We start from the raw sequence: 23,634 nt of genomic DNA, 5'->3' as shown, positions 1-23,634 counted from the left end.
AGGGGAAGCATCAGAGAAGGAAACTGTAAGAAAAAGGGGAATTTCAGATAAACGGAGTATTACGCGTATGAATGTAGGTGAATAGTATGAGAACCCTCCGATCGAAACTTTTATTAATTTTTTTAGGCATAACATGCATCCCGTTGATCGCGGCTGGAATTATATCTTACCAGACACAGAAAAATGATTTAACGAATCGGATCGAGCAGACCCTTTTTATTTTCTCTGATAATTTATCCCTCGCGATTGAAGATATTATCCGTGAAAGACTGACAGATTTAGAACAGTTATCTCAAAATCCAGTATTAATGAATGAAGAGGCAGAAGAAGAAGAAATCCAGCGGGAATTTATGAAGTTTGTAAATAATCATGATTTATATTATGGACTGATTTTTGTAAACACCGAAGGCATGGTAACGGTTGATACGGATGGAACAGTGGTTGGAAATAATGTAGCCGGACGGGAATGGTTTCAGGAAGCCAGCCAGGGAGGACTGTTCTTATCTGAAATATTTCTTTCTCCAGTCGTGGACAGTCCTATTCTTGCCATGGCTGCAGCTGTAGAAAATGAAGAAGGGGAAGTAATAGGCGTTATTTCCCCTTCGTTTGACCTAGAACATTTATGGTCTTTTTTGTGGGAGAGAATAGATCAATATTCGCAGCAGCAGCAAAATGTAAATGTAGCCGGGGATACATTCTTATTGAATCAGGAAGGTGATTATATTGCCCACCCCAATCATGATTATGTGCTGGAAGAGAACTTTTTAGAAGAAACAAATACAGAAATGGAGTCGATGGAAAACATCGGAACCCAGCCGGGGCTGATACATAACGAAGATAAAGAAACCGTAAATGCCATTGCTCCTGTAGGACATATGGAGGGATTCAGCAATGACTGGTATGTCGGGATCTCTGTGCCGGAGGATGAAATGTATGCGCCGCTGCGCAATTTGTTAACCAAATATTTGCTTTTATTCAGTGTTGTATTATTGATAACCATCACTGCCGTTTTTAAACTTTCCCGTTATATTGTGCAGCCGGTGGAGAAATTGGTGTCAGCCACTGGAGATTTCGCTGTCGGTAAAAAAGTCCTCCCGCTTCAGTCCAATGCTTATGAAGAGATAAATAAACTAACCCGTACCTTTAATGACATGACAGAGAGACTGGAAGAACGGGAAAAAGCGCATCGTAAATCAACATTAATTCTGGAAACCACCGATAATGGCGTGATCTCTATTAATCGCAGGGATCAAAGCATTACCACGTTTAACCGAACATGTGAAAAATTGTTTCAATTTGATAAAGATAATGTACTTGGGCGTTCCTTACATGACTTAATGGAAGCTAATCCGGATTTTAAAGCTTTTATTCAACATGTCCACTTACACCGCAGTAATGAACAAAGCTCCCAGATTTATGAATTTGACTGTACGATCCAGGGAAGCACCCATTCGTTTTTCCTAAGTATCACGCCGCTGCCTACCCTTGAAGATGAGGAGAAAATTGAAGATATATTGTTAGTATTCAAGGAAGTAACCGAAAAGCGGGAAATGGAAAAAGAATTACTGCGTAGTGAGAAGTTGAAAGTGATCGGTAAATTATCAGCCGGCTTTGCCCATGAAATAAGAAACCCGCTAACTACCATACAAGGGTTCATGCAGCTGTTTAAGGAATCTTCCAATGATGACGATATCAACGGTTATCATTACCAGATTATTATGAGCGAAATTGAACGGGTGAATAGTATCGTGGAGGATCTTCTTACGATAGCAAAGCCGGAAAAGGATAATGAAAAACAGTATGTGCAGTTTAATGATGTCATTCAGGAGACCATCTACTTATTTAAAGCACAGGCCGGGAAAAAAGGTATTGCAGTAGAAACAGTATTAGAACCAAACCTCCCTGAAATATATACGGAAGAGAAAAAATTAAAACAAGTTATGATGAATCTTATAAAAAATGCAATGGAAGCCATCGAAGGGGAAGGCAGGATCAGTGTTGAGACAAAATGGCTGTCTGGAAAAACCAATGACGGGATATCGGTGAAAGTAAAGGATAATGGAAAGGGAATGGAAGAGGAAACACTTGAAAAACTGGGAACCCCTTTTTACACTACGAAATCGGATGGGACCGGCCTCGGATTGATGACATGTTTCCAAATCGTTGAAGAAGCCGGCGGACGGATTCATGTTGACAGTGAAAAAGGAAAAGGTTCGGAATTTGAGATATGGATGCCGGTATCTTAAGAAGTAAGGATAAAGACAGGCGGGACCGCTTTTATGGCCGCCTGTCTTTATTCATTTTATAATAAACATCAGAAAGCGTCCGTTCAAATTTGCTCGTATCTTTCGGAACGTAGTACTGGTCTTCTTTGAGAGCATCCGGAAGGTATTGCTGGGGAACCCAGCCTCTCGGATCATTATGGGGATATTGATATGTGTTTCCACGGCCAAGCTGGGCGGCCCCTTTATAGTGGGCGTCTTTAAGATGAAGCGGAATCTCCGGGGTCCCTTTTTCAAGCATAGCCTGGCGCGCTGTATCAAACGCCATATAAGCGCTGTTGGATTTTGGGGAAAGGCATAATTCGACAACGACGTCAGCCAGCGGAATTCTGGCTTCCGGAAATCCAAGGCGCTCTGCTGCTTCTACTGCGGCAAGAGCTCTTGGACCGGCCTGTGGACTGGCAAGTCCAACATCTTCATACGCGGTGACTACGAGGCGTCTGCCGATACTAACCAGATCTCCTGCTTCCACCAAACGTGCTAAATAATGGAGCGCAGCATCAACATCGCTCCCTCTGATAGATTTTTGAAAAGCAGATAAAACGTCATAGTGGGCATCCCCGTTTTTATCATGCTGAAAGCTTTTCTTCTGAATACACTCTTCTGCTATCGGGAGGTCAATAACGATAGTGCCGTCCTCCTTTTCAGGTGTGGAAAGGACTGCTAATTCAAGCGCTCCGAGAGCAGTTCTTAAATCCCCTCCTCCGGCTTCGGCAAGATGTCTGGCGGCGTCGTGCTCCAGATGGACGCGATAGGAACCCAGTCCTCTTTCTGTGTTCTCCAAGGCCTGAAATAAGACCTGAACGACATGTTCTATCGATAGACGATGAAGCTCAAAAATCTGACAGCGGCTGCGTATGGCTGGATTAATCGCGTGATAAGGGTTCGCTGTGGTTGCTCCGATTAAAATAATAAGCCCTTTTTCCAGATGAGGGAGCAGAAAATCCTGTTTTGTTTTGTCGAGCCGGTGGACCTCGTCCATGATAACGATAAGCTGGTTCGAAATTTTCGCTTCCTCTACTGCGATTTCCATATCTTTTTTATTATGTTCGACCGCATTCATCATTTTAAAAGATGTATCGGTGCTTCCGGCTATGGCGGAAGCAATCGAGGTTTTCCCGGTGCCGGGCGGCCCATACAAAATCATGGAAGTTAATTTTCTTGTCTGGATCATCCGGTGCAGTAATTTCCCTTCACTGAGCAAATGCTCCTGGCCGATAACTTCGTCGATTGTCCTGGGCCGGAGCCTGTAAGCTAGAGGCTGCTGTTTGTTCATATTAATGAGCTCCTTTTCCAGGAAGATAAGAAATATAAATTTCGCGCGTATTCGAGATCCAGCTCCAGCGCCCAGCCGCTCGGAGGCCATAGGAGGCGGATCAGTCTAATGTTGTCAGAAGTCATGACGCTCTTAGTCAAACATTCTTTATAACGAGCAGCAGGCTGCCCTGCGCGCCCGGTCCAGAACCTGTCGCGGCTGCCCAGGGCGCTTGCACTTTTCTTTGTAAGAACATCAGTTCTAATATAACATAAATTGGTCAGAATAAACAGATAAGATTCAAGCTTATCAGCTTTCATGCAAATATTACCGGATTCATGCTATAATGGCAAAGAATTAATAAACTTTACAACGCTAGCTGGATGCTGATTAATGCTACACAGGGATAGAGAGCAGGGTTAACATGGAGAGAAGTTTTGGCAGAAAAGAACACCTTGTAAAAAGGTGGCTTATTTTTATGGCAGGCATTATTATTATGTCATTCGGCATTGCATTAATGATTACAGCTGAATTGGGAAGCGCGCCCTGGGATGTTCTTCATATAGGTCTGCAAAAGCAGTTTGGCTTGACAATAGGATCGTGGAGTATAATTGCAGGCATTGTAATCATTGGAACAACAGCGGTTCTGCAGCGGGAACTTCCGCAGGCTGGCGGGATTCTTAACATGTTTCTTGTTGGAGTGTTTATTGATATATTTTTATTATTGTTATCCACCCCTGAGATGTTCCTTATGAAATTATTGATGCTGCTTTGCGGAATTGTAGTGATAGGATACGGCATCGGTACCTATATTGCCCCTGAATGCGGAGCAGGGCCGCGTGACAGTTTAATGCTGGCTCTTCAGGAAAAAACGGGTTGGAAAGTTTCCAGGGTAAGAGGCATAATGGAAATTGGTGTATTACTCATTGGATGGATGCTCGGGGGTCCTGTTTTTATCGGGACGATCCTTTTTTGTTTAGGTATTGGGCAGGTAGTGGGATTTGCCCTGCCCCAATGCAAAAAAATTGTTTACCGACTGGTAGGAAGAGGTGGAAAACATGAAAATATCAACCAAAGGACGTTACGGCCTGACCATTATGATGGCACTCGCAAAGAAATACGGTGAAGGGCCGGTATCTTTAAAATCAATAGCAAAAGATCATCAGTTATCTGAACATTATCTGGAACAACTGATTGCTCCTCTCCGAAATGCAATGCTGGTTAAGAGTGTACGCGGTGCCCACGGCGGCTATATGCTGACAAAGGAAGCATCGGATATTACAGCGGGGGATATTATCCGTGTACTTGAAGGACCGATTAGTCCTGTAGAAGTGTTGGATGACGAAGAACCGGCAAAGCGCGACTTATGGATAAAAATAAGAGACGCTGTAAAAGATGTACTGGACAGCACAACATTAGAGGATCTCTCTTCGTACAAAGGAGACGATGATCATGAATACTATATGTTTTATATCTAATAAAGAAACGGCGGGATGGTGAAAATATGCGCAGTGTATATGTGGATCATGCCGCGACGACACCAGTAGCGCCTGTTGCGGCTGAAGCGGTGATGAAGGTGCTTCAAACGAATTTCGGCAACCCTTCCAGTATTCACTCCCATGGCAGAGAGGCACGCAAGGAACTGGATCGTGCCAGAAGAACGCTCGCGTCTACCATTGGAGCTGAAGCAGAAGAGCTGGTTTTAACTAGCAGTGGCACAGAAGCAGATAACCTTGCGATCACCGGTTATGTGAAAGCTCACAAAAATAAAGGCACCCACATTATTACGACTGCTGTCGAACATCATGCAGTGCTTCATACGTGTGAAAAATTGGAAAAAGAAGGTTTTCAGGTCACTTATCTGCCTGTAGACCAACAAGGACGGGTTACAGCAGAGCAGGTGAAAGAAGTTGTCACGGATGACACTATTCTTATTACAATCATGCATGGAAACAATGAAGTTGGGACATTGCAGCCTATTAAGGAGATTGCAGAAACAGCGGCCTTGGACGGGATCGCTTTTCATACAGATGCGGTCCAATCCTACGGTCTGGAAGACATTGATATCACTGCTGTGCCTGTCACGATGCTGACTGCTTCCTCCCACAAAATTAACGGACCTAAGGGTGCAGCCTTTTTGTATGTCAAGAAAGGCACAAGCCTCATTCCGAGCCTGACAGGCGGGGAACAGGAAAGAAAACGACGAGCAGGTACGGAAAACGTTCCTGCGGCTGCAGGTTTTTCTGCCGCAGCAGAATCCGCCATGGCACAGAAAAGCAGCCGGTATGAGCATTATCAGGCCTTAAGGGAGCATTTTGTAACTTGTTTGCAGAATGAAGGGGTATCATTTAAAATAAATGGACCGGGAGATGGGAAACTCCCGCATATTGTGAATATATTCTTTCCGGGGATTCAGGTTGAATCATTTCTTGTTCAATTGGATTTGGCCGGCATATCAGCCTCGAGTGGTTCTGCCTGTACAGCTGGATCGGTCGAGCCCTCCCATGTTCTGGAAGCCATGTATCCCGGACAGGAACGAGCAAATGCTTCGGTGCGATTCAGTTTCGGCCGGGAAAATACCCTGGAAGAGATGGAATATATGGCCGGTGAAATAAAAAAGATAATAGATAGAATGTCGGCAGCGGTATTGTAAAGACGCATAAGAACGGAGGTGAATGAAAATGACAAACAGCAGCAAAACTCCGGCAGACACCCGTGTTGTCGTTGGTATGTCCGGAGGAGTGGATTCTTCTGTAACGGCAGCAATTCTGAAAGATAAAGGCTATGACGTCATTGGTATTTTTATGAAAAACTGGGATGATACCGATGAGAACGGTGTATGTACAGCAACAGAAGATTATGATGATGTGATCAGCGTGTGCAATCAACTTGATATCCCATACTATGCTGTTAATTTTGAACAAAAATACTGGGATTATGTGTTCACGTATTTTCTGGATGAATACCAAGCCGGCCGTACCCCAAATCCGGATATAGTCTGTAATAAGGAAATCAAATTCAAAGCATTTCTTCAGCATGCGTTAACACTGGGTGCCGATTATCTTGCGACAGGGCATTACGCACGCGTCCGCACGGAAAACGACGGGACGGTTTCGATGCTGAGGGGAAAAGATCAAAATAAAGACCAAACGTATTTTTTAAATCAGCTGGATCAACATCAGCTTCAGAAGGTGATGTTTCCACTTGGAGACCTGACAAAGCAGGAAGTCAGGGATATAGCAAGGGAAAAACAGCTGAGCACAGCAAATAAAAAAGACAGTACTGGTATCTGCTTTATCGGAGAACGTAATTTCAAGGAATTTCTGCAGTCTTATCTGCCGGCCCAGCCCGGAGATATGGTAACAGAAGATGGGGCGGTCAAAGGAACGCACGAAGGACTGATGTATTACACCTTGGGGCAGCGCCAGGGTCTGGGAATAGGCGGAGCCGGCGACCCCTGGTTTGTTCTTGATAAAAACCTTGACGCCAATCAATTAATTGTCGGGCAGGGATACCACCATACCGGTTTGTATTCTGAAGCCCTGCATGCGTCAGGCTTTAACTGGATTGACGGAGAGGGAAGAAGGAAACCTTTTACCTGTACGGCAAAGTTCCGTTACCGTCAGACTGATCAGGAAGTAACGGTCTATCCAGAGGGGAATGGAGAAGCATTTGTTGAGTTTCATGAGCCACAGCGTGCGATCACACCAGGGCAGGCCGTCGTTTTGTACGACGGGGAAGTCTGCCTTGGCGGTGCGACGATCGAAAAAGCTGTAAAAACGGGGGAAAGCGTGGGGTCTTAACCGCGTTTTCCCTCTTTCTATTATTGGGAAGAAAAGGGGTATAAAAATGGATGAAAATGAAAAAGCAATCGAAGCTATCGCGAAGGGAGAGTTTGAAGAAGCGCTGGAATTATTAAATAAAGCGATAGAAAAAAATCCGGACGATGCCACAGCGTACATTAATTTTGGTAATATCCTTGCCGAAGTGGGAGAGTCGGAAAGAGCGCTTTCTTTTTACCAGCGGTCCTTAAATATCGATCCAAACGCAGCTGCAGCTTTATATGGTGCAGGAAATGTATCCTATAATGCAGAAGAATACGCAGAAGCGTTAAAGTTGTATCAGCAGGCCCATAAAGCTGGTCTCGACGACGGAAGCCTTCATTATATGATGGGACTGGCGTATTATCAGACGGAAAAAACGGCCCATGCCCTTGCCTGTTTTCAGCGTGCTCTTGAATGGGACGAATCGGATACCGAAGCCAGATTTTATTATGGCATGTGCCTGGCCCGGACCGAACAGCTTGATGAAGCAGTAACTCAATTTCAACAAGTGGTGGAAGAGGATGACAAACATGCCGATGCTTATTATAATTTAGGAGTAGCCAGTCTGATGAAGGACAGCGTCCGTGAAGCCATTACCTATTTTGAGAAGGCGGTGGAAGCGCAGCCGGATCATATGCTGGCTCTGAATGGAAAAGAGCAGGCGGAGAAAATGCTGGAAGAATAATCCGGAGGGTTGAGTCATGGCAGGCGTTTCTTATACGAACGAACCCAATTCAGACTCCTATATCAGCGGTACCGTGCTACATATTATTTTCCGGAATGAAGATAACGGATATACGGTCCTGCTTATGAAAGTCAAAGAAGCTTCCGAGGACTGTAAGGAAAAGAAAGTAACAGCCGTTGGTCATTTTCCGATGATAGAAACAGAAGAGCGGTATCGGTTTGAAGGACAGTTTAAGGAACATCCCCGTTTTGGTAGACAGTATCATGTCCAATCGTTTAAAAAAGAGCTTCCCACCGAAAAAGATGCGTTGATTCTGTATTTATCCAGTGATCGGTTTCCGGGCATCGGGGAAAAAACAGCTGAAAAAATGGTAGACCTTTTTGGGCAGGATGTTATTTCGGTCATTCTGGATGATAAGGAAAAGCTGAAACAGATAAAGGGCCTGAACGAAAAAACCCGGCAGAATATTTACGAAGCCATGCTTGAAAATCAGGGCATGGAACGGGCGATGACGATGCTGACCCAATATGGATTTGGGATGGATCTGGCGGTTAAGATCTACCATGCTTATAGAGAAAAAACATTTGAAGTGATCCAGGACACCCCTTATCAGCTGGTTTGGGATATAGATGGGATCGGATTCTACAAAGCAGACAAGCTGGGCCGCAATATGGGTATAAAACAGGATGACCCGGAACGCTTAAAAGCAGGTATGCTTTATATTTTGTTTGAAAAGACTATGCAGGACGGACATGTATATATTCCGGCTGCCCTGCTGCTAGAAGAATCAAAACAACTATTAAGCGATCAGGGGTTTCAAATTACAGAGGAATTACTGAATGAAGCATTGCTTCATTTAATAGAAGAAGACAAAATGATAGAAGAAGAAGAACAGCGTGTTTACATGCCCTCCCTGTATTTTGCCGAAAAAGGATTTGTAACAAAAGTTAAAAAGATGGCAGCTGCTGGTTTAGCAGAAGTCCATTATTCCGAGGAGGAATTTTTAAAAGCCCTTGGTGAAACGGAGGAAAAATTCGAAATTGAATATGCGGAACAGCAGAAGGAAGCGATACGCGGGGCATTGGAATCCCCTCTGATGATCATGACCGGCGGTCCGGGTACAGGAAAAACCACGGTCATCCGGGCGATTGTAGAAATGTTTTCAAAACTGCATGATTTTTCGCTGGATCCCAGCCGGTATAAGAAAGAGGAACCCTTCCCCGTTCTTTTGGCCGCTCCTACAGGAAGAGCAGCCAAACGGGTGAAAGAATCAACTGGACTGGCTGCTTATACGATTCACAAACTATTAGGGTACAGCGGGGAAGGGGAAGAAGAAGCATTTGAAAAAGACGAAGAGGAACCATTGGAAGGAAAACTTCTAATTGTCGATGAAGTGTCGATGGTGGATATGTGGCTGGCCAATCAGTTATTCCGCTCTATCCCGGAAGGAATGCAGGTTATTTTAGTTGGAGATGAGGATCAGCTTCCATCCGTTGGTCCAGGACAGGTCCTCAGTGATTTAATGGAATCTGCTGTCGTTCCGGTCACAGCGCTTTCTGTGGTGTACCGGCAGGCAGAGGGATCCTCGATTATCCAGCTTGCCCACTCCATAAAACAGGGAAGCCTTCCGCAGGACCTTAGGGCGGCGTATTCCGACCGGCGCTTTTTCCCGTGCGGCAGACAGCATGCAGCCGATCTAATTGAACAGGTATGTGCCGGAGCTGTGAAAAAAGGATACAGCCCGATGGATATTCAAGTGCTTGCTCCCATGTACAAAGGACCGGCCGGTGTTCACGAATTAAATAAAAGACTACAGCAGCTGTTTAATCCCCCTGAACATAAAGCAAGAAAGGTAACCTTCGGGGAGGCGGTTTATTCTAAGGGGGATGTTATTCTCCAACTGGTCAATAATCCGGAAGACCAGGTATTTAATGGAGACAGAGGCACAGTGGAAGCGATTTTTGAAGCGAAAGAAACCGAAGACAGGCAGATGCAGATTGTATTGTCCTTTGATGGAAAAGAAGTGACCTATACCCGTCAGGATTTAAACCAAATTATGCTGGCTTACTGTTCCTCCATTCATAAAGCCCAGGGCAGCGAATTTCCGATTGTTGTAACCCCCGTACTGATGTCCTACCGGCGGATGCTGAAACGAAACCTGCTGTATACCGCTGTCACCCGGGCAAGAGATTATTTGATTATAACAGGCGAGGAACAGGCTCTGCAATTTGCAGTAGATAACGAAAGCAAAGATGAACGGTATACGATGCTGAAAGAGAAATTAACGGAAAAGGACCACGAATAAACCAACTATTATTTCCTTTATGTATATTTTTGCAGTTATTGGGTTAACATGGATACTGACAATGAAAAATTATTTTAAAGGAACGGTATGCCTGCATGTACTGCCCATATTGCAAATCAAAAACAACCGGAAAACTTGGAACAGACCATTATTACTGCTGGGACTGTTTTGTCGAATGGACCGTGGAAGATGGCGAATACACCCTCTACCAGGTAGAAGAAGACGGCACCCTCTGCTGTCTGGACGATCTATTCGGAAAACAGTGGTATTTAGAAGAAGGGTAAAAGCACTTTTGTATCAAGACGCAAAAGTGCTTTTTTTAGTATCAGAATTTGTATGTTTGGGTGCCCCTTTTGGATTTTGAGGTATATGAATCGTATCAGACTAATATTTTAAGACGCATCTTTGCTGGAAATGAAGAATGTTTATATTTTAATTGTTATTTTAAAGATTTTTAATGGACTGTGATAGCAAATCAACATATATTATTAAAATTTTAAAACAAAAATTTTAAAATATATTGACATTTTATTTCAATATCGTACAATGTAACTAACATAACGAGATGGAGGAATCCTGGTGGGTATTATTGCAGGCATTGACGGAGGCGGAACAAAGACCGTCTGCCGTCTGAAAGATGTAGAAAATGATAACATTCCTTTCACAGAATGTTCCTCCGGACCAAGCAATCCACAGGCTGTAGGAGTAACGGCTTCGTTGAGCACAATAACGGCGCTGCTTGATAAAACCCTGTTATTAAACGGTACGGCCTGGAATGAAGTTTCTGTTATCAGCGCCGGCATTGCCGGACTGAGTACAAGAGAAGAAAAAAAACATTACCAAAGCCGGCTCACAAAAGCTGTTTTGAATTCTTACTGTTCAGAATATTTGAATATACACATCGAAAATGATGCCATGATCGCGCTGCGAACGGATATTCCTCCTGAAGAATCCGGGATATTACTCGCTTCGGGAACCGGCTCCATTGCTTATGGAATAGACACTGTGCAAAAGGAATGGCGCAGCGGAGGATGGGGATATCTTATCGGAGATGAAGGAAGCGGCTACTGGATTGGAAGAGAAGCTCTTGCCGCTGCCACCGCCGCTCATGATAAAAGAGGCGGGGCGACAGAATTATTACAGGCCGTTCTGGAAGCGTGGGAATTATCAGAACCGGCTGAATTGTCAAAATTCGTATATCAATCCCACGATACGAGAATGACAATAGCTGGTTTGGCGAAGCTTGTGGCTACAAAGGCAGAAGAAGGAGATGTTTTTTCCAGGAAAATATTAGAAGAAGCAGGAGAACATTTAGTTAACCTTCTCTTCAGTGTATATCATCAAAGCAGCCAATTTCAGACCCCGATTCCTACAGTATTTCATGGGTCCGTACTGGAGCATATTTCTCTCGTCAGAAGGACAGTGGAAAAGGAACTGCCGGCCAATATGTTTCAGGTTCGTTTTGGAAAAGACACTGCCCCGCCTGTCGAAGGAGCTTTGAATATTGCCAGAAGCCTGGCTTTAAAGACGAAGGAGTAGAAAGGATAAGCATGATGAATACAGAAATATCTCAATTGATAACCGAACAAAGAAATCCGAACACCATGGAATTAGACAACGTTTCCACGCTTGATGCTCTGAAAATAATCAATGAAGAGGACAAAAAAGTTGCCCGGGCGGTGGAAAAAGAACTACCTAAAATAGCCGAAGCGGTAGATATCATTTTTGATAGAATGAAAAATCAAAATGGCCGTTTGATTTATATTGGAGCAGGCACAAGCGGAAGAATTGGGGTGCTGGATGCTTCTGAGTGCCCCCCTACATTCCGGGTTTCTCACGAACAGGTTACTGGTGTAATGGCCGGCGGAGAAGAAGCTATGTTTAATGCCGTTGAAATTTCAGAAGATGAAGAAGAACTGGGGAAAACAGACTTGGAAAAAATAACGCTGACAAAAGCAGATGCTGTGATAGGGATTACGGCAAGCGGCAGAACTCCATATCCGATAGGAGGCTTAAATTATGCAAACACGATTGGTGCTTATACCATATCCCTTTCCAGCAATCCTGATTCACAGATTGGACGCGTTGCCGGCCTGGCTCTGGAGGTTATTACCGGGGAAGAAGTATTAACCGGATCGACCCGGTTAAAAGCGGGCACAGCGCATAAAATGGTTTTAAATATGATCTCTACCATGGTCATGGTACGAATGGGAAAAGTTTACGAGAATTTGATGGTCGATGTGCAGGCGTCTAATCATAAATTGAAGGACAGAGCAAAACGTATTGTTATAGAGGCGACTGGAGCAAAAAACGAGGAGGTGGAAACTGCTCTGAACGCATGTAATTTTGAAGTGAAGCCTGCTATCGTGATGCTCCTCAGCCAGTGTTCAACCAGGACAGCAGTAGAGAAGTTAAACAATAGTGGAGGTGATATAAGAAAAGCAATGCAGAATCGAAAATAGCTGGTCAAGGGGATTATGTCAATCAAAAAATAAGGGGGAAGTTTTCATGCAACGTACGTTTCGCTTATGGTGGAAAACTGCTGTGATTTTATCGGCTTTTACTGTTATTGCTGCTTGTTCATCGGGGGAAGAAGAAAATGGAGACTCCAATACGTCCGATGAAACAGAAGACTCCAGTGATAACGAAGGTTCGGAAGGTGAAGGAGCAGAGGGGTTATCCGGAGATTTTGAGATTCAGTATTTTGTCGGAGGCTACGGGGATGAATGGTGGAAAGAAGTAATTGGAGATTTTCAGGAAGAGCATCCCGATCTTAATATTATTGAACACGCCGGCCCGAATATTAATGAAGAAATGAGGACCCGCTGGGTATCGGATGACCCGCCTGATGTTGTTTATATTGACGGGGCCGGGTCAAGTGAAACACAGATGGTGGAAGATAATCAATTAATGAATTTAACGGACTGGGCAGAGGATATTGAACTCGAAGACGGATCAGCATTGATGGATAGTTTTATAGTGGAACCTAATACGTATGACGGTGAATTGTACAGTCTTCCGCTCGTGTTTGATACATGGGGAACCTGGTATGACAAAGCCTGGTTTGAAGAAAATGACTGGGAGGTTCCCACAGATTTTGATCATTTTATGGAAGTAATGGGAACGATCCAGGAGGAAGAGGGAATTGAACCGTTCGTTACAACCGGACAGTATCCGTATTACTTCCTTCGCGGCGTATTGAATCCTGCTTTTGGTTCAGCCGGAGGGGATGAGCTGCTTGCTGATTTGGTCGCCGGAGAAGAAGGGGCATGGACCAGTGATGAGACGTTAAACGTTATGAAAAAGGTAGAGGAAATGGCAAGTGCCGGCTTAATTGATTCAGGTTATGCTGCTTTGAATCATACGCAGTCACAGATGAACTTTCTTCTGCATGAAAACGCGTTTATCCCGGTTGGATTCTGGCTCCCGAATGAAATGGAAAACGACACGCCGGAAGATTTTCAATATGGCTTCACCCCCTCTCCATTTCAGGATGAAGGAGAACCGTATGTGGTCGTTCCGGATTTGAGACCCCTGGCTATCGCAGAAAATGCGGAAAATCCAGAAGCTGCCAAAGCTTTCGTGGAATTTGTTTTTAACCGCGAATATGCGCAGTTATTCTCTGAATATACCGGAGCGATTATGAATATTTCTGATGTGGATCTCACAGAAAATCCGAATGTGCCAGAGTACCTGCAGACCGCCAATGAAATGATTAATGATCCAGATCAGGTTGAGATTCACAGCCTTCCGTATCCAATGAGTGCGGACCTGGAAGAACCGATTAGTGATGCGCTGGTTGCTTTAATGTCAGGGGATATCACAGCGGAAGAATTTACAGAACGAGCCGAAGAAGCGGCTGCGGATTATAGAGAATAGCTGGAGAAGGTGGAAGAAGCGAAGAGGTTTCTCTTCGCTTCTCCCGATTTATTGCATTGTAAGGAAAGAAGGGAGCGGAGAAGATGGTTCAGTCTAAGAAAGAGAGATATGGCTTTCTGGCGTTCTGCCTGCTGCCTACATTTATCTTGTTTTTAATTTTTACGATATATCCGCTTTTCAGCGGCATGTATTATTCTTTTTTTGAGATGTCGGGGTCGTCTTCTAATAAGGAATTTGTCGGTTTGGCCAATTACGTAAAACTTCTTAATGATGAAATATTCCCTCACACGATCTGGCATGATTATTTTTTGGTAATTACGAAAGTAATCGGTATTATGATTCTGGCTACATTTTTTGCCGTTGCGTTAACACAGCTTCGTATTAAGGAAGCACCCTTTTACCGGATTGTTTTTTTCTTTCCAAATATTATGAGTATCGTAGTCATTGGAATTCTCTGGATGTTTATTTTCAACCCGGATCTTGGGCTTATCAATTCGGGACTGGAGGCTTTAGGTCTTGAGGATTGGACCAAAGCCTGGCTTGGCGACCCTGACACCGCGTTATCTGCTTTAGTCCTGCCCTCTGTCTGGGCGGGCATCGGACTGTTTATGCTGATGCTGATGGGAGGTATTTTAACGATACCGAAAAGTTTTTATGAAGCGGCTACCGTGGATGGAGCCAATGGCTGGCAGCAGTTTTGGAAAGTAACGGTACCGCTCGTATGGCCGCAGATTAAGAATTCGATTCTTTATATTGTGATCACCACCTTAAACGGATCATTTATTATCGTGCAGGTGATGACAGAAGGAGGACCGGATAATTCTACGCAGGTGATGGGATCGTATTTATATCAGCAGGCGTTTCAACGCAATAATTTTGGATATGGCGCAACAATTGGTGTGGCTATTTTAATATTGTCGCTGATTACAGTGCTTCTTCTGCAAAAATTTATGAAACGGGAAAAAATACAATATTAGAAGGGGGATAAGCATGGAAACAAGAAGGGTGAAAGATGCAGCAAAACAAGCTGGAATACGCATACCGCTGATCCTGTGGTCCATTGCCGTTTTATTCCCCATTGTCTGGATGTTTTTAGGTTCCTTTAAGTCCAACGCGGAAATATATGCGTCCCCGTGGGGGCTGCCGGAAACATGGAACTTTTCGAACTATGCTGTGGCCTGGTTTGATTACGGCCTGGGGACAAGTGCTTTTAACAGTATTGTTGTAACTGTCGGCGGAACACTGCTCACGGTCGTGCTTGCTGTTCCTACTTCTTACGCTTTGGAGAGGATACGTTTTAAAGGCAGTACGATCATGTATAATTTGTATTTGTCCGCCATGATGATTCCGCTCGTCCTTGGCTGGATTCCATTATTTTTCCTGCTGTTAAATATCAATTTACTGGACAATTTATTCGGATTAATATTAGTCTATGCGATGAGTCAGATTCCTTTCAGCGTATTTATTCTAACTGGATTTATGAGTACAATACCGGCGGATCTGGAAGAAGCAGCAGCGATTGACGGAATGTCCCAGTACCGAATGCTCTTTACTGTCATTACTCCGCTTTCGATGACAGGTATTATCACGATTTCCATCATGAATGCGATCAATTTTTGGAACGAATATTTTATGGCGTTAATTTTCCTGCAGTCCTCTGAGAAATACACTCTCGCCCTGGCTGTGGATTTCATGAAGAATGAAGCCCAGTATACCAATGCCTGGGGTACTTTGTTTGCAGGATTGGTGATTGCGATTGTGCCGGTTATTATCGCTTATGCCATTTTCCAGCGCCGGATTACAAAAGGCATGACAGAGGGGGCCGTCAAAGGATAACAGCATAAGCAAAGGATGTTGATAATGGAAAAACAAGACTATTCTGCTTCGTTAAAAGGCGGATTGACCTTATTAAAGGAAATGATGAACCGCCTTCCGAAATCGGAAAAAAAGATAGCCGCTTTTATTGTGGATTATCCCCGGGATTCTGTGCAGTGTACGGCCCAGGAACTTGGTGAACGAAGCGGTACAAGCAGTGCTGCTGTGATGCGGTTGTGCAAATCGCTCGGCCTGCAGGGGCTTCCGGATTTAAAACTGCGTATTAACGGTGATCTGCAAATGGAACGGACGAAAGGATACCGGGAAATAGAGCCGGGCGAATCATATGAACAGGTGGTTCAAAAAATGCTGGCCAACAGCCAGCAGGCGATGATGGAAACGACAGATACAATGAACTACCAGCAGTTGAAAAGAGCGATACATTTCATTAGAACAAGCAGCCGTCTCTATTTTTTTGGGGTAGGCGCTTCCAATTTAATTGCTCAGGATGCAGAACAGAAATTCATCCGGATCAACCGTAATGTGACCGCATTTACAGATGCTCATATGGCTGCTACTCAGCTTGCCGGTGCGGGAGGAGATGATCTATTTTTTGCCATCTCTTTCTCCGGGGAAACAAAGGAAGTTACCAGAGTGATGGAACTGGCAAAGCAGCAGGGGGTCAGGACGGTATCCCTGACAAGGCTCGGTCAGTCTACCTTATCTGCTTCTGCGGACTGCACCCTGTTCACTTCTGCTTCCATGGAGCCGACAGTAAGAAGCGGGGCAACCTCTTCCAGGCTTGCTCAATTGTATATGATTGACATTCTTTTTATGTGTGTCGTAACAGAATCGTATGAAGACTCGATTCATTATATTGAGCAGACGAGAAAAGCAATAAATTTTCTTCAGCAGGAATAAAAAAAATTAGCGTTTTTTCTTTCATAAAGGAATGACTGTTGTCTCATCCTAAGAAGGAAAGGGTGGGATCGCAGATGGAGTCAAAAAAAGAATGGCGGTGGATAAAGCGGCTTGTGTTTACGGCCGTCTTTTTCATCATATTATACCTGCTTTATCTGCTGAGCCCAGTATGGTCTCCCGTGCTGCAGGTATCCGGTAAGGTGCTGCTTCCTTTTCTTCTGGCCGGAATCATCGCCTATTTGCTGCATCCTATTATCGATTTTTTTCAGAAACTTCACGTTCCCCGTTCGTTATCCATTCTGTTTGTCTATATCGTCTTTTTTGGGGGCGGAAGCTGGCTGGTATGGTACTACAGTCCGGTTCTCTATGAACAATTGAATAATTTCATCAACAGTTTACCCCAATATTTTGACCAGATGTATAAGTGGTTTACTAATCTGCACCACCACGTCGATCGTCTTCCTCCAGTTGTTCATGATAATATTGAGCTGGCGTTCCATAATGCCGAAAAAAGAGTGAGCCAAACGCTGCATCAATTGTTAGGTAAGTGGAGAGACGTATTTGATTTTGCTGTTATTTTAATTTTACTTCCATTCTTAGTGTTTTATTTATTAAAAGACTATAAAGCCCTGGAAAAAATGGTGAAGCGCCTTACTCCCGAAAAGTGGAGGGAAGAAGGACACCTGCTTGCCGTCTCCATCGACGAATCCTTGGGCAGTTACATCCGAGGGCAGTTTATTGTTGCCGGGGCAGTTGGAATTCTTTCCACCCTTGTCCTGGTTTGGCTTGATATTCCGAACGCTGTAATGCTTGGTTTGTTTATAGGTATTACCGATATTATCCCGTATTTCGGCCCTATTCTTGGAGCAGTTCCCGCTCTCATCGCTGCAGGTTCCGTCTCTACGAAAATGACTGTGCTGACCGCTGTGGCATTATTTGTAATTCAGCAGGTGGAAGGGAATTTTTTATCCCCTTACATTGTAGGAAGAAACGTCCATCTGCATCCGCTTGTTATTGTTTTTGCGCTGCTGCTTGGGTTTGAAGCAGCGGGGGTCATTGGGCTGCTTATCGCTGTGCCGATATTTGTTGTCATTAATAATATCACACATACTTTTCAAACTTATAAAGAGGGCAGTAATGGTGATTGACATATGTTGTGATATCTTATATAAATAAAGAAGACAACTGAAACGAAAAACATGAAGATGGGAAAAGTAAACTGAACCCCCTGAACCAGAGACCGTTTTACCCGGCTGGAATAAAACGGCAGGAAAGCTCAGTTGAAAGCTGGCCCGGAATGCAGACAAACTCTGCCGTGAAGCTGCGTTAAGGCATGAAAGTTGACAGGCTGAAAAGGGTGCCTGTAAACAGGGTGGTAACGCGAGTCATCTCGTCCCTGCGCAGAGGGGGCGGGATTTTTTTCGTGCAGGAATAATAGTGCTACAGGAGGAATGATTGAATGAAAACTCATACTTCTGCGGAAGTCAGACAACAATTTTTGGATTATTTTAAAGAAAAAGGCCATGCCATTGAGCCAAGTGCCTCGCTTGTTCCTCATGAAGATCCCACGCTTCTCTGGATCAACAGCGGTGTGGCTACATTAAAAAAGTATTTTGACGGACGGGTTATTCCGGAGAATCCGCGGATTGTTAATGTTCAGAAGTCCATTCGAACGAATGATATTGAAAATGTAGGAAAGACGGCAAGGCATCATACGTTCTTTGAAATGCTTGGGAACTTTTCGATTGGTGACTATTTTAAAAAAGAAGCAATTGAGTTCGCCTGGGAATTTTTAACGAGCTCCAGTTGGATTGGGTTTGAGCAGGAACGTCTTTCTGTCACAGTGCACCCGGAAGATGAAGAGGCCTATAATTATTGGAAAAATGATATTGGGATTCCGAAAGAAAGGATTATCCGCCTCGAAGAAAATTTCTGGGATATCGGGGAAGGACCAAGCGGGCCCAATACGGAAATTTTTTATGACCGGGGCCCCTCTTATGGCGATGATCCTGCCGATCCGGAACTGTATCCGGGCGGAGAAAATGAAAGGTATCTGGAAATCTGGAATCTTGTATTTTCTCAATTTAATCATAACCCTGATGGTACGTATACCCCGCTTCCGAAGAAAAATATTGATACAGGGATGGGGCTGGAGCGGATTGTCTCCGTCATTCAGGAAGCGGCAACTAACTATGATACAGATCTATTTCTCCCCATCATACGGGAGACAGAAAAAATAGCTGGTGTCACTTACGGAGTCTCGGAGGAAACGGACATTTCTTTGAAAGTCATTGCCGATCATATCCGTACGGTCAGCTTCGCGATCGGGGACGGCGCTCTCCCATCGAACGAAGGCCGGGGATATGTACTACGGCGTTTATTACGGAGGGCTGTGCGTTACGCCAAGCTTATCGGGATAGAACGCGCGTTTATGTATGAACTGGTACCTGTTGTTGGTGGGATTATGGAAGACCACTATCCAGAAGTGAAGGATAAGGAGGCGTTCGTACAAAAAGTTATAAAAAATGAAGAAGAACGTTTTCATGAAAGACTGAGCGAAGGACTTTCCATCTTAGCAGATATTATGAAAAAAGAACGCGGCAAAGGAAACAGTGTGATATCCGGCAAAGAAGTGTTCCGATTATATGATACGTATGGCTTCCCGGCTGACCTAACAGAGGAATACGTGACAGAACAGGGCTTTTCGATAAATGAAGAAGAATTTGAGCAGGAAATGCAAGCACAAAGAGAGCGGGCAAGGGCCGCCAGAAAAGAAAGTGGATCCATGCAGACTCAGGATACCATATTGTCTGATGTTACAGCGGAAAGCACATTTGTGGGATATGACACCCTTCGGACAGATGCTGTCGTACAGGTGATGCTTTATAATAATGAAATCACAGACACGGTTTCGGAAGGAATGACAGCAAGGATTATACTGGATCAAACGCCTTTCTATGCGGAAAGCGGCGGACAGGTGGCTGATAAAGGGGTCCTCTATCACGAGCAGGCGGAAGCGAACGTGATCGACGTGCAGAAGGCACCGAACGGTCAGAATCTGCATACGATCGAAGTGACCAAGGGATCCTTTCGAACCGGTTCAAACGTACAGGCTCTCGTAGAGGAACGCGGCCGAGGAGATATTGTCAAAAACCATACCGCCACCCACCTTTTACACCAAGCGTTAAAAGATGTACTCGGGGATCATGTAAACCAGGCAGGTTCTTTGGTTCATGAGGATTACCTGCGTTTTGATTTCTCACACTTCGGGCAGGTGAGTCAAGAAGAACTGGAGCAAATTGAAGGAAAAGTAAATGAAAAGGCCGCCGCGGCCATCCCGGTGGTTATCGAAGAGATGAAGCTGGAAGAAGCTAAGTCGATGGGAGCAATGGCCCTGTTTGGAGAAAAATACGGGGCAGACGTCCGTGTAGTCCAGATCGGCGATTATAGTGTCGAGCTGTGTGGCGGCTGCCATGTTAATAATACTGCTGAAATCGGTATCTTCAAAATTGTTTCTGAAGCTGGAATTGGAGCCGGAGTGCGCCGGATCGAAGCAGTAACCGGTAAAAAAGCGTATGACTACATTGCGGACCAATTAACCTTGCTGAGGAAGACAGGCGAGCAGTTAAAGGCGAAAACACTAAACGATACCCCACAACGGGCAGAAGCCCTTCAGCAGCAGATTCGTGAACTGCAGCGGGAAAACGATTCCCTGAGCTCCAAACTCGGCAATATGGAGGCAGGCAGCCTATTAGATGAAGGAACAGACGTCAACGGGATACAGGTGATTGCCAAAGAGGTTACAGCTCCTGATATGGACGGTCTCCGCAATACTGTCGACGAGTTAAAACAAAAACTGGATTCCGGCATTATCGTGCTGGGTTCGGTAAACAACGATAAAGTAAATATTGTTGCAGGAGTCACAAAGGATTTAACAGAAAAAGGCTATAAAGCAGGAGATATTGTGAAGCAGACAGCTTCTATCTGCGGCGGGGGCGGCGGAGGCCGTCCGGATATGGCTCAGGCTGGAGGCAAGAATCCTGAAAAACTCCAAGAAGCTTTGTCAGCAGTAGAAGATATCGTTAAATCCATTTCCTAAATAAGAATATTTGGTGTACAATAAGGGCAAGATGTGAACAGTTTGCGTAAGGAATCCATTTATATACATGTGGAAGTATGTAGGAAAAAGGAGGTGTACGGGGTGGATTATAACGACAGCACAATGAAGTTCAACGTACAAGACGATACCACCGATAAAGAAGCGGGAGAAGTATTATTTACCGTTTATCAAGCTCTGGAAGAGAAGGGATATAATCCAATTAACCAAATTGTAGGCTATTTGTTGTCTGGTGATCCTGCATACATTCCAAGATTTAAAGATGCCCGGACGCTGATTCGGAAAATTGAAAGAGACGAGATTATCGAAGAACTGGTCCGTTCTTATTTAACAGAGCACGGGAAGGAGAATGAATGAAGGTACTAGGGTTGGATGTCGGAAACAAAAGAATAGGTGTGGCGGTGTCGGATGAACTGCGTTGGACGGCACAAGGACTGGAAACGATCCACATCAAAGGGGAGGATCCTCTTGAATCGTTTGCCCGTATTTCTGAATTAATGAAAGAACACGGGGCGTATCAGGTCGTCGTCGGTCTTCCTAAAAATATGAACGGGACGATTGGTCCACGCGGGGAACAATGCCGGGATTTCGCAGATAAGCTGAGAGACGAATTTGATATTCCGGTGGACATGTATGACGAACGCTTAACGACCCAGGCAGCTGAGAGAACGTTGATTGAAGCCGATATGAGCCGGAAGAAACGGAAAAAAGTGGTCGATAAAATGGCCGCCGTTATGATTTTACAAGGATATTTAGATCAGGAACAATCGGGTTCCTTATAATGGAGGTTTTAGAATGGCCGAAGAAGAAAACGAAAGAATTGTCATCCCGGATGAAGACGGGAATGAACATTTATTTGATCTGCTTTTCACATTTGATGTAGATGAAACCGGGTATTCCTACATGGTATTAACCGCAGCGGGTGAGCAGGAAAGCGAAGACGAAGAAGTTGAGGTTTTTGCTTTTCGGTACGAGGAAGGAGAAGGGGAAGATGCTGAATTATCCCTGTATCCGATTGAATCAGACGAAGAGTGGGATATCGTTGAAGAAATGGTAGAAACATTCAGCGCAGGAGAAGAAGAACAATAAATAACCGGCCCGGCTGTAAATGGCACCATCCTTTATAAAAAGGTCCCGAATCGCAGGAAAGATTCGGGATCTTTTTTCTGTTGTACAAAACATAGCAGCACTGTCCATTATTAATTCTTCCCTTATAAAAAAGCACAGGTGTCTGTCATCAGGGCGCGGCGGTTGAGCAGGCAGCATAACCGCTTTGTTCGCGTAAAAGGGCATAATGGGGGACATAGGTCTGAATCCGCCTAGGAATATTGACGAATGCTGTATAATAGAATCGTTGGGAGGGGAAAAATGACTATGTTCGGCAGAACAAAACAGGGACCTATGACTGAAAAAGAAAAACAGGCGAAAATTGTTAGGAGAATTGTCCTCATTACCTTGGCAGTAATTGTTACGGCGGTTGCCATTATTGGTATTGGCGGTTATTTATACATATCATCTGCTTTAGAACCGGTAGATGAAGATAGTGATGAAACAGTCACGGTGGAAATACCAATTGGTTCTAATGCCGAGGACATTGGAAGGGTATTAGAAGAAAATGGTATTATAAAAAACGGCACGGTCTTTCATTACTATGTCCGTTATAACAATGAAAGAGGGTTTCAGGCGGGAGAATATGATTTGTCTCCTTCCATGAATATAGAAGAGATCATTCAGGAATTAAAAGAAGGAATGGTTGTAGAAGAACCGGAGTTTTCCTTTACGATACCTGAAGGGACATGGTATGAAGATATTGTGCATACTATTGCAGAAGAAACTCCTCATGAATTGGAAGAAATCGAAGCAAAGCTGGAAGACGAATCATATCTGAATCAATTAATAGAGGATTATGATGTTATCACTGAGGACATCTTAAATGAAGAGATCCGCTATCCACTGGAAGGGTATTTGTTTGCTTCCACTTATGAATTCCATGAGGAGGATGTGACAATAGAAGAGATTATTGAGCGGATGATTGAACGGACACAGGAACATATGGTAGAATTTTCGGAACAAGTGCAGGAAAGCCAGTACACTTTCCATCAGCTCCTTACCCTTGCTTCCATTGTTGAAAGAGAAGCCCGTGCCCAGGAAGACCGTCCAAAAATTGCAGGTGTGCTGTTTAACCGGCTCGAGGAAGATATGCGTCTGGAAGTTGATCCGACCGTTTCCTACGCCGTAGGAGAGCACAAATATATGACATCAATGGAGGATCTTGATTATGATTCTCCGTACAATACCTATCGGTACGGCGGGTTTCCTCCGGGTCCCATCGCAAGTCCCGGCACGCCCTCTATAGAAGCTGTTATGGAGCCGGCATCAAGCGGTCATCTGTTTTTCTATGCGAGGCGTAATGGGGAAGTTATATACAACGAAACGTATGAACAACATCGGGAAATTCAAGAGAAGTACCGGAGTGAGTGGATCGAAGCCGAAGAAGAATAGGAAAAGAAACTACGGTACCGCAATAAAATAAGAAGCAAGGCGGCTTCCC

At 44.4% G+C, this 23,634-nt stretch carries 21 protein-coding genes; 20 read left to right on the top strand and 1 reads right to left on the bottom strand.

Annotated features, from left to right (window positions below):
- Positions 1-86: 86 nt before the first annotated feature.
- The gene (locus tag G475_RS0105375; RefSeq protein WP_035710294.1) at positions 87-2,246 is read left to right on the top strand and encodes an ATP-binding protein; all 2,160 of its coding nucleotides are present in this window, start codon (positions 87-89) and stop codon (positions 2,244-2,246) included.
- Positions 2,247-2,277: 31 nt separating this feature from the next.
- Here G475_RS0105375 and G475_RS0105370 read toward each other — a convergent pair whose 3' ends face one another.
- Positions 2,278-3,558, bottom strand: coding sequence for a replication-associated recombination protein A (locus G475_RS0105370; RefSeq protein WP_026700409.1), 1,281 nt, complete (start codon positions 3,556-3,558; stop codon positions 2,278-2,280).
- 403 nt (positions 3,559-3,961) lie between these two features.
- Here G475_RS0105370 and G475_RS0105365 point away from each other — a divergent pair, with 403 nt between their 5' ends.
- The 19 genes from G475_RS0105365 (at position 3,962) to mltG (ending at position 23,585) form a co-directional block, all read left to right on the top strand.
- Positions 3,962-4,663: a YczE/YyaS/YitT family protein gene (locus G475_RS0105365; RefSeq protein WP_026700408.1), complete on the top strand. Its 702-nt coding sequence runs from the start codon at positions 3,962-3,964 to the stop codon at positions 4,661-4,663.
- Positions 4,596-5,015 (top strand): cysteine metabolism transcriptional regulator CymR, encoded by a 420-nt coding sequence (gene cymR / locus G475_RS0105360; protein WP_026700407.1) that lies wholly within the window; start codon positions 4,596-4,598, stop codon positions 5,013-5,015. Before G475_RS0105365 ends, cymR begins: the two co-directional genes overlap by 68 nt.
- Positions 5,016-5,041: 26 nt before the next feature.
- Positions 5,042-6,190: a cysteine desulfurase family protein gene (locus tag G475_RS0105355; protein WP_026700406.1), complete on the top strand. Its 1,149-nt coding sequence runs from the start codon at positions 5,042-5,044 to the stop codon at positions 6,188-6,190.
- A gap of 28 nt (positions 6,191-6,218) precedes the next feature.
- The gene (gene mnmA / locus G475_RS0105350) at positions 6,219-7,340 is read left to right on the top strand and encodes a tRNA 2-thiouridine(34) synthase MnmA (RefSeq protein WP_035710289.1); all 1,122 of its coding nucleotides are present in this window, start codon (positions 6,219-6,221) and stop codon (positions 7,338-7,340) included.
- A 46-nt stretch (positions 7,341-7,386) separates the two neighbouring features.
- Positions 7,387-8,046, top strand: a complete 660-nt coding sequence (locus G475_RS0105345; protein WP_026700404.1) for a tetratricopeptide repeat protein — start codon at positions 7,387-7,389, stop codon at positions 8,044-8,046.
- Positions 8,047-8,062: 16 nt separating this feature from the next.
- Positions 8,063-10,351, top strand: a complete 2,289-nt coding sequence (gene recD2, locus G475_RS24295; RefSeq protein ID WP_035710286.1) for an SF1B family DNA helicase RecD2 — start codon at positions 8,063-8,065, stop codon at positions 10,349-10,351.
- A 95-nt stretch (positions 10,352-10,446) separates the two neighbouring features.
- Positions 10,447-10,635 (top strand): hypothetical protein, encoded by a 189-nt coding sequence (locus G475_RS0105335; RefSeq protein WP_026700403.1) that lies wholly within the window; start codon positions 10,447-10,449, stop codon positions 10,633-10,635.
- A gap of 295 nt (positions 10,636-10,930) precedes the next feature.
- Positions 10,931-11,890 (top strand): N-acetylglucosamine kinase, encoded by a 960-nt coding sequence (locus G475_RS26275; RefSeq protein WP_051302200.1) that lies wholly within the window; start codon positions 10,931-10,933, stop codon positions 11,888-11,890.
- Positions 11,891-11,901: 11 nt separating this feature from the next.
- Positions 11,902-12,813, top strand: a complete 912-nt coding sequence (gene murQ / locus G475_RS0105325) for an N-acetylmuramic acid 6-phosphate etherase (RefSeq protein WP_026700402.1) — start codon at positions 11,902-11,904, stop codon at positions 12,811-12,813.
- 46 nt (positions 12,814-12,859) lie between these two features.
- Complete coding sequence (locus G475_RS0105320; protein ID WP_026700401.1) at positions 12,860-14,230, top strand: ABC transporter substrate-binding protein; 1,371 nt, start codon at positions 12,860-12,862, stop codon at positions 14,228-14,230.
- 83 nt (positions 14,231-14,313) lie between these two features.
- Positions 14,314-15,207 carry a carbohydrate ABC transporter permease gene (locus tag G475_RS0105315; RefSeq protein ID WP_026700400.1) on the top strand — a complete coding sequence of 298 codons (894 nt, stop codon included), beginning with the start codon at positions 14,314-14,316 and terminating at the stop codon, positions 15,205-15,207.
- Positions 15,208-15,220: 13 nt separating this feature from the next.
- A complete protein-coding gene (locus tag G475_RS0105310; RefSeq protein WP_035710283.1) occupies positions 15,221-16,066 on the top strand; it encodes a carbohydrate ABC transporter permease in 846 nt (281 codons plus the stop codon).
- A 24-nt stretch (positions 16,067-16,090) separates the two neighbouring features.
- Complete coding sequence (locus tag G475_RS0105305) at positions 16,091-16,966, top strand: MurR/RpiR family transcriptional regulator (RefSeq protein WP_035710281.1); 876 nt, start codon at positions 16,091-16,093, stop codon at positions 16,964-16,966.
- 74 nt (positions 16,967-17,040) lie between these two features.
- Positions 17,041-18,114 (top strand): AI-2E family transporter, encoded by a 1,074-nt coding sequence (locus G475_RS0105300; RefSeq protein ID WP_026700397.1) that lies wholly within the window; start codon positions 17,041-17,043, stop codon positions 18,112-18,114.
- A gap of 311 nt (positions 18,115-18,425) precedes the next feature.
- Positions 18,426-21,065: an alanine--tRNA ligase gene (alaS, locus tag G475_RS0105295; RefSeq protein ID WP_026700396.1), complete on the top strand. Its 2,640-nt coding sequence runs from the start codon at positions 18,426-18,428 to the stop codon at positions 21,063-21,065.
- 102 nt (positions 21,066-21,167) lie between these two features.
- On the top strand, positions 21,168-21,440 hold the full coding sequence (locus G475_RS0105290; RefSeq protein WP_026700395.1) for an IreB family regulatory phosphoprotein: 273 nt from the start codon (positions 21,168-21,170) through the stop codon (positions 21,438-21,440).
- On the top strand, positions 21,437-21,865 hold the full coding sequence (gene ruvX / locus G475_RS0105285) for a Holliday junction resolvase RuvX (protein WP_026700394.1): 429 nt from the start codon (positions 21,437-21,439) through the stop codon (positions 21,863-21,865). Before G475_RS0105290 ends, ruvX begins: the two co-directional genes overlap by 4 nt.
- A gap of 13 nt (positions 21,866-21,878) precedes the next feature.
- Positions 21,879-22,172 (top strand): DUF1292 domain-containing protein, encoded by a 294-nt coding sequence (locus G475_RS0105280; RefSeq protein WP_026700393.1) that lies wholly within the window; start codon positions 21,879-21,881, stop codon positions 22,170-22,172.
- Between the two features lie 279 nt (positions 22,173-22,451).
- Entirely contained in the window at positions 22,452-23,585 is a 1,134-nt protein-coding gene (gene mltG, locus G475_RS0105275; protein ID WP_051302198.1) for an endolytic transglycosylase MltG, read from the top strand.
- Positions 23,586-23,634 lie beyond the last annotated feature (49 nt).

The sequence above is a fragment of the Salibacterium aidingense DSM 18341 genome (assembly GCF_000429685.1).
Lineage (GTDB): Bacteria > Bacillota > Bacilli > Bacillales > Marinococcaceae > Salibacterium > Salibacterium aidingense.
This window is presented reverse-complemented; position numbering and strand designations above follow the sequence as displayed.